Here is a 12,780-nt window from a genome sequence, read left to right as displayed (position 1 = left end):
CCCCCAGCCTAGAGCGGGGCGCCGTACGGCGTGCTGCTCAGCCGACCCGCTGCAGCGTCGCCGAGACGTGGCTCTGCAGGGGCTGGCCGACGGCGGCCATGTCCATCACCCACATCAGCTGCGACTCGACGAGGCCGTACATCCGCGTCGCGGCGTTGTACTCCTTCGCCGAGGGGCTGCGCACGACGCTGTCGGTGCGCAGCTCGAGCTTGGCCGGCCTGATCGGTCCGAAGTACATCTCGAGGATCCCGGTCGGGTGGGTGAGCAGCAGCTCGACCTCCGTGCCGTCCTCGCTGGGGCGCCAGAAGCCGAGCTCGGTCGCGAGCGGGCGGACCTTCTCGCCGGTCTCCTGGTCCAGCAGCCAGGTGTGGCTGCGCCACTCGAGGAACCCGCGGCCGTCGTGCGAGCACTCGACCTCCTGGCCGAAGTTCACCGACTCGATGGTCGGGTAGCCGACGACGCCGACCCCCTCCCAGCGGCCGATCAGCCAGGCGAGGGGCGCGAGGCGCTCGGGCAGGTCCGCGTCGAGGGTGAACACGGTCGACGATCGTAGCCGCGACCGTGGCCTGACCTAGCCTGGCGCCGTGAGCACCTCCCCCGCCGACCTGCGCCCCCTCGTCGTCAAGGTCACGGCCGGGGCCGAGGCACCGGAGCGCTTCTCCCAGGGGGTGACCGTCGCCGCGACCGCGCTCGCCGCCGGGGCCGAGGTGAGCCTGTGGCTGACCGGCGAGGCGACGTACCTCGTCGTGCCCGGGCGGGCGGAGGCCTTCGACCTGCCGCACGCCGCCCCGCTCGCCGACCTGCGCGACGCGCTGCTCGGCGGCGCCGTCGTCACGGTGTGCAGCCAGTGCGCCGCCCGGCGCGACCTCACCCCGGACGACCTGCTGCCGGGCGCGCGCATCGCCGGTGCCGCCGCGTTCGTCGAGGAGGTCCTCGCCCCCGGAGTGCAGGCACTCGTCTACTGATGCTTGCGTCCGTTCCAGGACACCCCACATGTTGCTGCTTCTGGACGCGCTCAGACGTCGGTGCGGTGGGGCACCGGTGCCCCATCGGTGCGGACGTCCGGGTCAGGCGACGAGCAGGCGCGTGACGAGGTAGACGAGCACGCCGACCGACAGGACCGACGCCGCCCCGATGGCCAGGCGCGCGGCGAGCCCGGCCGCGCCGGGCAGCGGCGCGAGGACGCGACGCAGCACGTGCGAGACCCCCGCCACGAGGACCCCGAGCAGGGTGGCGGGCAGGACGGCGGCGGCGTCGAGGGCGAGGCTGGTGACCGCGGCGCCCGCGCCGCCGGCGACGAGGACCGGCAGCAGCAGCCAGCGCTGCACCGATCCCACCCGCCCGAGCAGCTCGGTGAGGGCGGCGAGCGCGACGGCGGTCATCGCGACGACGACGTGGGCGCTGCCGCGCGCGTAGAACGGCAGGACGACGACCGGCACGCCCATGCTCACGACCGAGAGCCCCCCGACGACCGCCGCCAGACCGAGGGTCAGCCCGGCGCGCTCGCGGCGCAGCAGCTGCTGGAGGAACCCGACGACCAGGCTGACGCCGAGCGAGGCGGGCACCCACCGCAGCAGCGGCTCGTCCGGCGTGAGGGCCGCGGTGAGCGCGACGGCCACCCCGCCCGCGCCGACGACCAGCGCCCCCCAGCCCGGGGTCGGTGCCTCGAAGAGCCGCGTCCACCCGTAGGCGAGGACGACCGCCGCGAAGCCCACCGCCAGCCCGGCCGGCACCTGGCCGGTCAGGGCGCAGACGGCGACGAGCGCCGCCAGCGCCACCGCGGACGCGACGGTGACGAGCGGCACCGGGACGAGCGCCGCGTCGTGCGGGCCGCTCAGCCGCGCGGCGCGGGCGGCGGCCTCTCGGGCCGCCCGGCGCGACGCGCGCGTCTCCGTCGCGGGGAGCAGCCGCGTCGGCACGTCCGCGGGGACGTCGCCCACGGGGGCTGCGTCGACGGGACCCTCGGGCACGTCGGGCATCCTCGCATCACCCCCCGGCGAAGGGCGGCAGCACCTCGAGGACCGCGCCGTCGGGCACCGGCGCGTCGCGCCCGACCCGGCGTCCGTCGACGAGCAGCGAGGCGACGGCGACGACCTCGGCGAGCGCCGGCCGACGGGCGACGACGGCGTCGACGACCTCGCCGACGAGGGCGCCGGGGACCGCCGGGTCCTCGCTCACGCCGGCAGCGGCCCGGGCGCCGGCCCAGTAGCGGACGGTGGCGGCCACGGTGCTCTCCGTTCGGGAGGGGATGGGGTGGGTCGGGAGGGGCGGGGCGTCGTACGGGCCCCGACGACGACACCGTACGACGCCCCCGGCGGCCCCGCTCACCCCGCGAGACCTTCGGTCCGCCATCCGGGCACGCACTAAAGTCCGTCCATGGCCTCCCTGCTCCTGCTCACCAACGCGCTGGCCCCCAGCGCCGAGGTGCTGCCGGCGCTCGGACTGCTCAGCCACCCCGTGCGCATCCTCCCGGCCGAGCCCACGGCGCTCGTCGACGCACCTCACGGCGACGTCGTCCTCGTCGACGCCCGGGTCGACCTGGCCCAGGCCAAGTCGCTGTGCCGGGTGCTGCGCGCGACCGGCCTGACCAGCCCGCTCGTGGCCGTCCTCACCGAGGGCGGCCTGGCCGGGCTCACCGCCGAGTGGGGCGTCGACGACGTCGTCCTCGACAGCGCCGGCCCGGCCGAGGTCGACGCCCGCCTGCGGCTCGCCGTCAGCCGCGGCGACGGCGGCGAGGTCGAGGAGTCGGGCCCCATCCGCGCGGGCGACCTCGTCATCGACGAGGACACCTACAGCGCGAAGGTCCGCGGGCGGCACCTCGACCTCACCTACAAGGAGTTCGAGCTGCTGAAGTTCATCGCCCAGCACCCGGGGCGGGTCTTCAGCCGCGCGCAGCTGCTCCAGGAGGTCTGGGGCTACGACTACTTCGGCGGCACCCGGACGGTCGACGTCCACGTGCGGCGGCTGCGGGCCAAGCTGGGCCACGAGCACGAGTTCCTCATCGGCACGATCCGCAACGTCGGCTACCGCTTCGTCGCCGAGCGCCCCCGCGACGGCGTCGCCGCCGAGGCCTGACGGGCGTTGGCACGCACGAGCCCCCGGCGCCGTGCGGCGCCGGGGGCTCGTGGTCACGTCACCCTCAGGGGGTGACGGTGCCCGAGATCCGGGTCGGCGTCGACGGCGCGTACGGCGACACCGACGTCAGGTAGGCGCTGAACGCGTCGATGTCGAGGCCGCCGTAGTAGACGCCCGTCCCCGTGGTGAAGGCGGCGAAGTTGTCGCCGCCACCGGCCAGGAAGTTGTTCGTCACGACGCGGTAGGTCGCGGCCTTGTCGATCGGCGTGCCGTTGAGGGCGACCGAGCCGTCGACCGGACCGGTCGGCGTCATCGTGTAGGTGAAGCCCTTCGAGACCTGCAGCGTCTTGACGGCGCCGGCGTTGAGCCCGGTCACCTGCTGCGTGAGCAGGTCGTAGATGCTCTGCCCCGTCAGCGACAGCGAGACGAGGTAGTTGTTGAACGGCTGGACCGTGAAGGCCTCGTCGAAGGTGATGTCGCCGGGCGCCTCGCCGTACGGCGAGCTGGCGTAGGTGAGGTCCGCGCGGATGCCGCCGGGGTTCATGAACGCGATGACCGGCTGCTGACCATTCGTGACCGTCGACGGGTCGGCCAGCTGCGCGTCGGCGATGAGGTCGCCGAGCGGCGTCTCCCCCGCGGGGTTGCCGCTGCGGGTGACGTCCGCCGTGACGGAGCCGACGACCTTGCTGGCGATCGGCGTCACGAGCGTCTTGTACTTGGCGATGAGCGCCGTCTGGTCCGCGTCCTTGGCCTGGGTGCGGTCGACGACGACGTTCGAGCCCTGGACCGAGCCGCGCAGGATGTCGTTGGTGCGCGTGTTGTAGGTCAGCGTGGTGTCGGTGACCAGGCGCCCGAAGGACGAGGCCGAGGTGAGCAGCCGCGGCTTGCCCGCGGGGTCGGTGACCGAGCAGACGTAGGGCTGGTGGGTGTGGCCCGAGACGACCATGTCGATCTCCGGCGACAGCTTGGCGGCGATCGGCAGGATCGGGGAGCTCGCCGCGATGAGGCTGCCGCCCTTGTCGCAGGTGTAGTCGTAGGTCGGGTTGACCGAGAACGTCTTGCCCGAGACCGGGTCGGTCCACTGCTGCGGCGAGGGGACCCCGCCCTGGTGGATGAGCACGACGATGGCCTGGACGCCCTGGCGCTTGAGCACCGGCACGAGCGCGTTGGCCGTGTCGACCTCGTCGGTGAAGTCGAGGCCGCGCACCCCCGCCGCGGTGACGATCGACGGCGTGTCCTTGAGGGTCATGCCGATGAAGCCGATCTTGGCCGGGCCGACCTGCTTGACCGTGTAGGCCGGCAGGATGGTGTCGCCGGCGCGGTGGCCCTGGGTGTCCCACCGGTACTTGACGTTGGCCGCGAGGTAGTCGAACGAGGCCCCGGCGAACTTCCCCGCGGGGCACGAGTTCTGGTTGTTGGCCCCGGCGCCGTCGTTGATGCAGCCGCCGTCGGCCATCCGCTGCAGCTCGCGGTACCCCTCGTCGAACTCGTGGTTGCCCACGGCGCTCACGTCGAGCCCCATCGCGTTCATCGACTCGATCGTCGGCTCGTCGTGGAAGGCGGCCGACAGCAGCGGCGAGGCGCCGATGAGGTCGCCCGCGGCGACGGTGAGCGACAGCGGGTGCCCCTCGCGCTCCTTCTTCAGGGTCGTCGCGAGGTACTCCGCGCCGCCGGCGTCCTGGGTGACGTCGACCGGGGTCGTGGCCCCGGGGTCGAGGCGGTGGTCGACGACGAGGCGACCGCTCGAGCCCGCGGGCGGCTCGAGGTTGCCGTGGAAGTCGTTGAAGGACAGCAGCTGGATCTTGACGTTGCCGTCCTTGTCCGGCTGGGCCCCCGACGGGCCCGAGGCGGCCGGCGCGGCCTGCGTGGGGCCGGCGGCGGCCACGACGGCGAGGGCGCAGGCGGCCGCCCCGATGACGCCGGTGAGGCGTCGACGCGTGAAGCTCATGACTCTCCTGGAGTGGCAGGGTGCGGAGTGCCGCTGCGCCGGTCGGCGTCGGTGCGGCGAGGGTGACCCTAGCCCCGCTGGGTGACAACTGGGAGACCTCTGCGTGCCGCCTGGGGGACGGGGCCGGGACGGGCGGCGTGGTGGAATGCGGCCCATGGCGTCCGCGAGCTCCGAGCCCACCGTCCGCACGCTCGTCGACGAGGCCCCGCAGGACGCCGTACGGCGGGCCGTGGAGACCCTGGTCGCCGACGCCACCGCCGAGGACGGCGTCGCCCCGCTGTCCGAGCAGGGGCGCCTCGACGTGCACCGCGACCACGGTGTCACCCACCTGGTCGCCGAGGCCGGCGGCCGGACCGTGGGCTACGCCCAGCTCGTCGACGACGCGGCCGAGCTCGCCGTGGCCCCCGCCGCGCGCCGCCGCGGCGTCGGCGGTGCCCTGCTCGACGCCGTCCTCGCCACCGACCCCGCGGCCCGGGTCTGGGCGCACGGCGAGCTGCCGGCGGCCCGGGCCCTCGCGACGTCGCGCGGCCTGCAGGTCGTGCGCGAGCTGTTCCTCCTCGCCCGCCCCCTCCCCCCGGAGGGCGACCCCCTCCCCCAGGCGACGCTCCCGGACGGCCTGCGCGCCCGCCCCTTCGAGCCCGGCCGCGACGAGGACGAGTGGCTGCGGGTCAACGCCGCCGCCTTCGCCCACCATGCCGAGCAGGGGCGGATGACCCGCGAGGACCTCGACGAGCGGACGGCGCAGGACTGGTTCGACCCGGCCGGGCTGGTCCTCGTCGTCCCCGACGACGACCCCGGCACCGTCGTCGCCTCCCACTGGACGAAGGTGCACCCGGCCGGCGAGCTGGGCGACGAGCCCGTCGGAGAGGTCTACGTCGTCGGCGTCGACCCGGTCCACCAGGGCCGCGGGCTCGGCCGCCCGGTGACCCTCCTCGGCCTGCACCACCTCGCGCACGACCCGCGTCACCCGGGCCTGCGCGACGTCGTCCTCTACGTCGACGGGGACAACGCCGCCGCCCTCAAGGTCTACCGCTCGCTGGGCTTCTCGACCCGCGGAACGGACCGGATGTGGGCGCGCACGGCCGACGTCGCTGGTGACACGATGGGCGCATGAGCACCGACGTCACGCCGTACCCCGTCCCGGACGTCGACCCCGGTGCCCCGGCCGCCGACGGCGCCGACGACGTGCGCGTCCGCTCGCTCGCGAGCGCCATCCCCACCCACCGGCCCTTCCAGCCGCGCGCGGCCAACGGCCGGTTCGTCAGCCGGCCCGAGGACGGGGACACCGACGAGCTGCCGGTCGACCGCTTCCTCGAGCGGGAGATCTCCTGGCTGCAGTTCAACGAGCGGGTGCTCCAGCTGGCGATGGACGAGGGCGTGCCGCTGCTCGAGCGGGCCAAGTTCCTCGCCATCTTCTCCAGCAACCTCGACGAGTTCTTCATGGTCCGGGTGGCCGGCCTCAAGCGGCGGATCGCCACCGGTCTCGCCGTCCGCTCCGCCGCGGGCCTCGAGCCGCGCGAGGTGCTCGACCGGATCTCCGAGGTCGCCCAGCAGCTGACGCAGCTGCAGTCGCGCGTCTTCAGCGAGCAGGTGCGCCCCGCCCTGACGGAGGAGGGCATCACCATCTCGCGGTGGGACGAGCTGAGCGAGGAGGACCGCGAGCCGCTGCACCGGCTCTTCACCGAGCAGATCTTCCCGGTCCTCACCCCGCTGTCGGTCGACCCGGCGCACCCCTTCCCCTACATCTCCGGGCTCTCGCTCAACCTCGCCGTCACCCTCGTCAACCCCAAGAGCGGCAACGAGCACTTCGCCCGGGTCAAGGTCCCGCCGTCGCTGCCGCGGCTGCTCCAGGTGGGTCGCCCCGGCGGGCAGGGCGAGGCGTACGTCGCCCGCTTCGTCCCCCTCGAGGACGTCATCGCCGCCCACCTCGACCAGCTCTTCACGGGGATGGAGGTCCACGAGCACACGACCTTCCGGGTCACCCGCAACGAGGACCTCGAGGTCGAGGAGGACGACGCCGAGAACCTCCTCACCGCGCTGGAGAAGGAGCTGACCCGGCGCCGCTTCGGCCCGCCGGTGCGCCTCGAGGTCGAGGCCGACATCGACGACCACGTGCTCGACCTCGTGGCCCGCGAGCTGCAGGTCACCCCCGAGGAGGTCTACCGGCTGCCGGCGCCGCTCGACCTGCGCTCGCTCTTCATCGTCGGCGACCTCGAGCGCTCCGACCTCAAGGACCCGGCCTTCGTGCCGATGACCCACCCCGACCTCTCGCCGACCGAGTCCTCGAAGCCGAGCGACGTCTTCGCCGCCGTCCGCGCCAAGGACGTCCTGCTCCACCACCCGTACGACGCCTTCTCGACGTCCGTGCAGTCCTTCATCGAGCAGGCGGCCGCCGACCCGCGCGTGCTCGCCATCAAGCAGACGCTCTACCGCACCTCCGGTGACAGCCCGATCGTCGACGCCCTCATCGACGCCGCGGAGGCGGGCAAGCAGGTCCTCGCCGTCGTCGAGATCAAGGCCCGCTTCGACGAGGTCAACAACATCAGCTGGGCCCGCAAGCTCGAGCAGGCCGGCGTCCACGTCGTCTACGGCATCGTCGGCCTGAAGACCCACGCCAAGCTCTGCCTCGTCGTGCGCCAGGAGTCCGAGGGCCTGGTGCGCTACTGCCACATCGGCACCGGCAACTACAACCCCAAGACCGCCCGCCTGTACGAGGACGTCGGGATCCTCACGTGCGACCCGCAGGTCGGCGAGGACCTCACCCGCCTGTTCAACCAGCTGTCGGGCATCGCCCCGCGCAGCCGGTTCAAGCGGCTGCTCGTCGCGCCGCGCACCGTGCGGACCGGTCTCGTCGAGCTCGTCGAGGAGGAGATCGAGCGCCACCACCGGCACGGCGACGGCTACATCGCGATCAAGGTCAACTCGATCGTCGACGAGCAGGTCATCGACGCGCTCTACCGCGCCTCGCGCGAGGGCGTGCGGGTCGACGTGTGGGTGCGCGGCATCTGCGCGCTGCGCCCCGGCGTGCCCGGGCTCAGCGAGACCATCCGCGTCCGCTCGACCCTCGGCCGGTTCCTCGAGCACTCGCGGATCTTCTGGTTCGGCGCGGGTGGCGAGCCGCAGGTCTACATCGGCAGCGCCGACATGATGCACCGCAACCTCGACCGCCGGGTCGAGGCACTGGTGCGGATCGCCGACCCGGCGCAGGTGGAGGAGCTGCGCTCGCTGCTCCGGCTGGGGTTCGCCGACGACAGCTCCCGCTGGGACCTGTCCGGCGACGGCCGGTGGACGCGGGTGCACCGCTCGGCCGAGGGCGAGCCGCTGACCGACGTGCAGACCCGGCTCATCGAGACCTACACCAAGCGTCGGCGCCGGGCCCGCCGCCGCTGAGCCGAGCACCCCTCCTTCCCATGGCCGTCATCCCCGCTGCGGGCACGCTGCCCTGGCGCCGCCGTCGCGGGCGCCTCGAGGTGGCGATGGTCCACCGCCCGAAGTACGACGACTGGTCGTGGGCCAAGGGCAAGACCGACCCCGGCGAGGCCGCCCCCGTCACGGCGGCGCGCGAGACGCTGGAGGAGACGGGCCTGCAGGTCCACCTCGGCCGGCCGCTGCCGGCGGCGTCGTACACCGTCCTGGACCGCGAGGGGCAGCCGGCGACCAAGGAGGTCCACTACTGGGCGGCCGAGGTCGTCGGCGGCAGCGGCGCGCTGGAGAACGAGATCGACGAGGTGCGCTGGCTCGACGTCGTCGCGGCGCACGACCGGCTCGACTACGCGCGCGACCGCGACCAGCTGCGCGCGCTCGTGCGCGCCGACGCCGAGGGGGCGCTGACGACGTGGCCCGTCGTCCTCGTCCGGCACGCCAAGTCGCGCCCGCGCGACGGCTGGGGCGAGGACGACCGCGGGCGACCGCTCGACGCCCGGGGTGAGGCGCAGGCCCGCGCGCTCGTGCCGCTGCTGGCGTCGTACGGCGTCACCCGCGTCGTCACCTCGTCCTCGCGCCGCTGCGTGGACACCGTCGCGCCGTACGCCGCGTCGGTGGGACGCGACCTCAAGCTGCGCGACGGGCTGTCCGAGGAGGGCTACGCCGCCGACCCCTCCCGGTCGGAGCACCACCTGCACCGCACCCTCGAGCGGGGCCGGCCGACGGCGATGTGCAGTCACGGGCCGGTGCTGCCGGCGCTGCTCGGCGGCCTGCGCGACCTCGTCGACCTCACCACGGTCGGCGGGCGCGAGGCGGACCGGGTGCTGGCCGAGGCCGGCGCGGAGGCGATGGGCAAGGGCGAGGCCCTCGTCTGCCACCTGGTCTCCACCGGGCGGCAGGCCCGGGTCGTGGCCGTGGAGCGGCACCCGGCCCGCGGCTGAGCCACACCCGCGATTCGGGTGGTACACCCGCGATCCGGGCACGGTCAAGGCTCCGTCACCGGCTCACGCGATGGACGACCGGCGTTCACCGGCCGTTCACCCATCGAGCGGGTCCCGTCACCCGACGTCCCTATGGTTCGTCGCGGGAGGCGTGCCGTGGTGCAGCCGCGCCGCCGCCCGACCGACATCCGTGACCTGAGAGGGACTCTCGTGCGCATCACCCGAACCAGCGCCGTCGGCGCCGTCGCCCTCGTCGGAGCGCTCGCGCTCTCGGCGTGCGGCAGCGACAACACCTCGACCGGCGGCTCCGGCTCCGGCTCCAGCGCGTCCGCCGCCACCAACGCCGACTGCTTCTCCGGGCAGCTCAACGCCGAGGGCTCGACGGCCCAGAAGAACGCCATCGAGCAGGCCATCAAGGCCTTCCAGACCGCCTGCGGCGACGCCACGATCAACTACAACGCGACCGGCTCCGGCGCGGGCATCAAGCAGTTCACCGGTGGCCAGGTCGACTTCGCCGGCTCCGACTCGGCCCTGAAGTCCTCCGAGCAGGAGGCCGCGACCAAGACGTGCGGCTCGCCTGCCTGGGACCTGCCGATGGTCGCCGGCCCGATCGCCGTCGCCTACAACGTCTCCGGGGTCGACAAGCTCGTGCTCGACGCCTCGACGACCGCCAAGATCTTCCAGGGCCAGATCACCACCTGGAACGACCCGGCCATCGCCAAGCTCAACTCGGGCGTCACGCTGCCGTCGACGGCCATCAAGGTCTTCTTCCGCTCCGACGAGTCGGGCACCACCGAGAACTTCACCAAGTACCTCAACGCCACGGCCCCCGACGTCTGGACGGCGACCCCGGCCAAGAAGTGGGCCGGCAAGGGCGAGGGCAAGGAGAAGTCGGCCGGTGTCTCGACCGCGGTCAAGTCGACCGACGGCGGCATCACCTACACCGAGTGGTCCTACGCCCAGCAGAACGACCTCAAGATCGCCGCGATCGACACCGGCTCGGGCACCCCCGTCGAGCTGACCGGCGACTCGGCCGGGAAGGCCATCGCCGCCGCCACGCAGTCGGGCTCGGGCAACGACCTCGCCCTCAAGCTCGACTACGCGACCAAGGCCGAGGGTGCCTACCCGATCGTCCTGGTGACCTACGAGATCGTCTGCTCGAAGTACTCGGACTCGGCCAAGGCCACCAAGGTCAAGGCGTTCCTCAAGTCCTTCTCCTCGGACGAGACCCAGAAGTCGCTGGAGTCGCTCGGCTACGCTCCGCTTCCGTCGGAGATCGCGACCAAGGTGCAGACCGCGGTCGACGCGATCAGCTGACCCTCCGTACGACGCCGCACGGGCCGGGCGGTCGCCCCGCCCGGCCCGTGCGGCACCTGGATCCCGAGCCGAGAGGACCCTGTCCCGTGTCATCCGTCACCGGCGTCTCCGCCGTCGACGATCTCCCCGACGGCCCCGGGTCGGGTGGACCCGGACCGGACCTGGCCTCGACCGGCCGGCTGGGGGACCGCGTCTTCGGCGGCGCCGCCAGCGCCGCGGGGATCGTCGTCATCGCGCTCGTCACGCTCATCGGCGTCTTCCTGCTCGCCCAGGCCATCCCGGCGCTGGCCCGCGACCAGGTCAACTTCCTCACCTCGCGCGAGTGGAACGTCGACGGCGACCAGCCGCGGTTCGGCATCGTCGAGCTGCTGTGGACCACGGTGTCGTCGTCGGTCATCGCCATGCTCATCGCGGTGCCGGTCGGGGTCGGCGTGGCCCTGTTCATCACCCAGTACGCGCCGCGCTGGCTGCGCCGCCCCGCCGCGAGCCTCGTGGACCTGCTCGCCGCGGTGCCCTCGATCGTCTACGGGCTGTGGGGCGCGCTCGTCTTCTCCTCGGTGATCGACCCGGTCGAGGCGTTCTTCCAGAAGGTCCTGGGCTGGTTCCCGCTGTTCTCGGCCACCGGGGTGAGCGGCGGCACGATCTTCTTCATCGGCATCGTTCTGGCCATCATGGTGCTGCCGATCGTCACCGCGCTCTCCCGCGAGGTCTTCGACCAGACCCCGTCGACGCACAAGGAGGGCGCTCTGGCCCTCGGGGCGACGCAGTGGGAGATGATCCGCACTGCGGTGCTGCCCTTCGGGCGGCCCGGCGTCATCTCGGCCGCCATGCTCGCCCTCGGACGCGCGCTCGGCGAGACCATCGCCGTGACCTTCCTCGTCTCCACCCTGGCCCCGGGCTCCGCCTGGACCTGGTCGCTGTTCAACGGCGGCGAGACGTTCGCCTCGCGCATCGCCAACAACGCGGCGGAGTTCGACAACCCGCAGAAGACCGGCGCGTTCATCGCCGCCGGTCTCGTCCTCTTCGTCCTCACCTTCGTCGTCAACGCCATCGCCCGGGTCGTCATCGAGCGCAGGAAGGCCTTCTCCGAATGAGCTCCGCCGCCGAGACCAGCCGCGCGGCCGACGCCGGTCGCGTCGTCGCCGCCCCCACCGCCCGCACGGCGTCCGGGGGCGACTTCGACCTCGGGTCGAAGTCGCGGGGCCGCGCCGCCCGCGACCAGGTGGCCCGGGTCGTCATGTGGCTGTCCTTCGCCCTCGCGACGATCCCGCTCGTGTGGATCCTGTGGACGGTCGCCTCGCGCGGCCTGTCGCTGCTCCTCTCGTCGGGCTGGTGGACGCTGTCGCAGCGCAACATCAACTCCGACGACGTCGGCGGCGGCGCCGTGCACGCCATCCAGGGCACGGTCATCCAGGCCCTGACGACCGCGGTCATCGCGGTGCCGATCGGCGTGCTGACGGCGATCTTCCTCGTCGAGTACGGCCGTGGACCGCTGGCGCGCGCCGTGTCGTTCATGGTCGACATCCTCACCGGGGTGCCCTCGATCGTCGCCGCCCTGTTCGTCTACGCGATCTGGGTCACCGCCTTCGGCTTCGAGCGGGTCGCCTTCGCCGTCTGCCTGGCCCTCGTGCTGCTGATGATCCCGGTCGTCGTCCGCAGCACCGAGGAGATGCTCAAGCTCGTGCCCAACGAGCTGCGCGAGGCGTCGTACGCCCTCGGCGTGCCCAAGTGGAAGACCATCACCAAGGTGGTCATCCCCACCGCCTTCTCCGGGATGGTCACCGGGGTGCTGCTCGGCCTCGCCCGCGTCATGGGCGAGACCGCGCCGCTGCTCATCCTCGGGCCCTACACCAAGAGCATCGCGACCAACCTCTTCGGCGGGCTGATGCCGACGCTGCCGACGATGATCAACCAGGACCGCACCGAGCTGGGGCTCGCCCCGGCGGTGCAGCGCATGTGGGCCACCGCACTCACCCTCATCCTGCTCGTGCTCCTGCTCAACCTCGCCGGCCGGGTCATCGCCCGCTTCGGCGCGGTCAAGAGCTGACCCGCCCCGACCCCGAAAGCGACCACGCA

The 12,780-nt window shown here is 73.1% G+C and carries 12 protein-coding genes; 8 read left to right on the top strand and 4 right to left on the bottom strand.

Going from position 1 to position 12,780, the window contains the following annotated elements; all coding sequences use genetic code 11:
* Nucleotides 1–37 precede the first annotated feature (37 nt).
* The gene (locus FB458_RS09690) at nucleotides 38–538 is read right to left on the bottom strand and encodes a heme-binding beta-barrel domain-containing protein (RefSeq protein ID WP_141848313.1); all 501 of its coding nucleotides are present in this window, start codon (nucleotides 536–538) and stop codon (nucleotides 38–40) included.
* A gap of 46 nt (nucleotides 539–584) precedes the next feature.
* On the opposite strand from FB458_RS09690, the gene FB458_RS09685 reads away from it, so the two are divergent.
* Nucleotides 585–965, top strand: a complete 381-nt coding sequence (locus FB458_RS09685) for a DsrE family protein (RefSeq protein WP_246061142.1) — start codon at nucleotides 585–587, stop codon at nucleotides 963–965.
* Nucleotides 966–1,067: 102 nt separating this feature from the next.
* Here FB458_RS09685 and FB458_RS09680 read toward each other — a convergent pair whose 3' ends face one another.
* Together FB458_RS09680 and FB458_RS09675 are read right to left on the bottom strand one after the other, a co-directional pair.
* Nucleotides 1,068–1,970 carry a hypothetical protein gene (locus FB458_RS09680; protein ID WP_141848312.1) on the bottom strand — a complete coding sequence of 301 codons (903 nt, stop codon included), beginning with the start codon at nucleotides 1,968–1,970 and terminating at the stop codon, nucleotides 1,068–1,070.
* A 16-nt stretch (nucleotides 1,971–1,986) separates the two neighbouring features.
* A complete protein-coding gene (locus FB458_RS09675) occupies nucleotides 1,987–2,226 on the bottom strand; it encodes a MoaD/ThiS family protein (RefSeq protein ID WP_246061141.1) in 240 nt (79 codons plus the stop codon).
* A gap of 150 nt (nucleotides 2,227–2,376) precedes the next feature.
* Between FB458_RS09675 and FB458_RS09670 the strand changes: the two genes are divergently transcribed.
* Nucleotides 2,377–3,075 (top strand): response regulator transcription factor, encoded by a 699-nt coding sequence (locus FB458_RS09670; RefSeq protein ID WP_141848310.1) that lies wholly within the window; start codon nucleotides 2,377–2,379, stop codon nucleotides 3,073–3,075.
* 64 nt (nucleotides 3,076–3,139) lie between these two features.
* Here FB458_RS09670 and FB458_RS09665 read toward each other — a convergent pair whose 3' ends face one another.
* The gene (locus tag FB458_RS09665) at nucleotides 3,140–5,023 is read right to left on the bottom strand and encodes a bifunctional metallophosphatase/5'-nucleotidase (RefSeq protein ID WP_141848309.1); all 1,884 of its coding nucleotides are present in this window, start codon (nucleotides 5,021–5,023) and stop codon (nucleotides 3,140–3,142) included.
* Nucleotides 5,024–5,177: 154 nt separating this feature from the next.
* Between FB458_RS09665 and mshD the strand changes: the two genes are divergently transcribed.
* The 6 genes from mshD to pstA all read left to right on the top strand — a co-directional run bounded on the left by mshD (nucleotide 5,178) and on the right by pstA (nucleotide 12,751).
* On the top strand, nucleotides 5,178–6,137 hold the full coding sequence (gene mshD / locus FB458_RS09660) for a mycothiol synthase (protein ID WP_141848308.1): 960 nt from the start codon (nucleotides 5,178–5,180) through the stop codon (nucleotides 6,135–6,137).
* Nucleotides 6,134–8,413, top strand: a complete 2,280-nt coding sequence (locus FB458_RS09655; RefSeq protein WP_141848307.1) for an RNA degradosome polyphosphate kinase — start codon at nucleotides 6,134–6,136, stop codon at nucleotides 8,411–8,413. The genes mshD and FB458_RS09655 overlap by 4 nt, the downstream gene beginning before the upstream one ends.
* Nucleotides 8,414–8,433: 20 nt before the next feature.
* Nucleotides 8,434–9,387: an NUDIX hydrolase gene (locus FB458_RS09650; RefSeq protein ID WP_141848306.1), complete on the top strand. Its 954-nt coding sequence runs from the start codon at nucleotides 8,434–8,436 to the stop codon at nucleotides 9,385–9,387.
* Nucleotides 9,388–9,597: 210 nt separating this feature from the next.
* Nucleotides 9,598–10,704, top strand: coding sequence for a phosphate ABC transporter substrate-binding protein PstS (gene pstS, locus FB458_RS09645; protein ID WP_211355997.1), 1,107 nt, complete (start codon nucleotides 9,598–9,600; stop codon nucleotides 10,702–10,704).
* A gap of 86 nt (nucleotides 10,705–10,790) precedes the next feature.
* Entirely contained in the window at nucleotides 10,791–11,798 is a 1,008-nt protein-coding gene (gene pstC, locus FB458_RS09640) for a phosphate ABC transporter permease subunit PstC (protein ID WP_141848304.1), read from the top strand.
* Complete coding sequence (gene pstA, locus FB458_RS09635) at nucleotides 11,795–12,751, top strand: phosphate ABC transporter permease PstA (protein WP_141848303.1); 957 nt, start codon at nucleotides 11,795–11,797, stop codon at nucleotides 12,749–12,751. Before pstC ends, pstA begins: the two co-directional genes overlap by 4 nt.
* The last annotated feature ends 29 nt before the right edge of the window (nucleotides 12,752–12,780 follow it).

It is taken from the genome of Lapillicoccus jejuensis (assembly GCF_006715055.1).
In the GTDB taxonomy this organism is placed as follows: Bacteria; Actinomycetota; Actinomycetes; order Actinomycetales; family Dermatophilaceae; genus Lapillicoccus; species Lapillicoccus jejuensis.
This window is presented reverse-complemented; position numbering and strand designations above follow the sequence as displayed.

Bases quoted from the DNA above. Each gene is read 5' to 3' on its own strand.
- FB458_RS09670 (WP_141848310.1), top strand. From the start codon at position 2,377: ATGGCCTCCCTGCTCCTGCTCACCAACGCGCTGGCCCCCAGCGCCGAG.
- FB458_RS09665 (WP_141848309.1), bottom strand. From the start codon at position 5,023: ATGAGCTTCACGCGTCGACGCCTCACCGGCGTCATCGGGGCGGCCGCC.
- mshD (WP_141848308.1), top strand. From the start codon at position 5,178: ATGGCGTCCGCGAGCTCCGAGCCCACCGTCCGCACGCTCGTCGACGAG.
- FB458_RS09655 (WP_141848307.1), top strand. From the start codon at position 6,134: ATGAGCACCGACGTCACGCCGTACCCCGTCCCGGACGTCGACCCCGGT.
- FB458_RS09650 (WP_141848306.1), top strand. From the start codon at position 8,434: ATGGCCGTCATCCCCGCTGCGGGCACGCTGCCCTGGCGCCGCCGTCGC.
- pstA (WP_141848303.1), top strand. From the start codon at position 11,795: ATGAGCTCCGCCGCCGAGACCAGCCGCGCGGCCGACGCCGGTCGCGTC.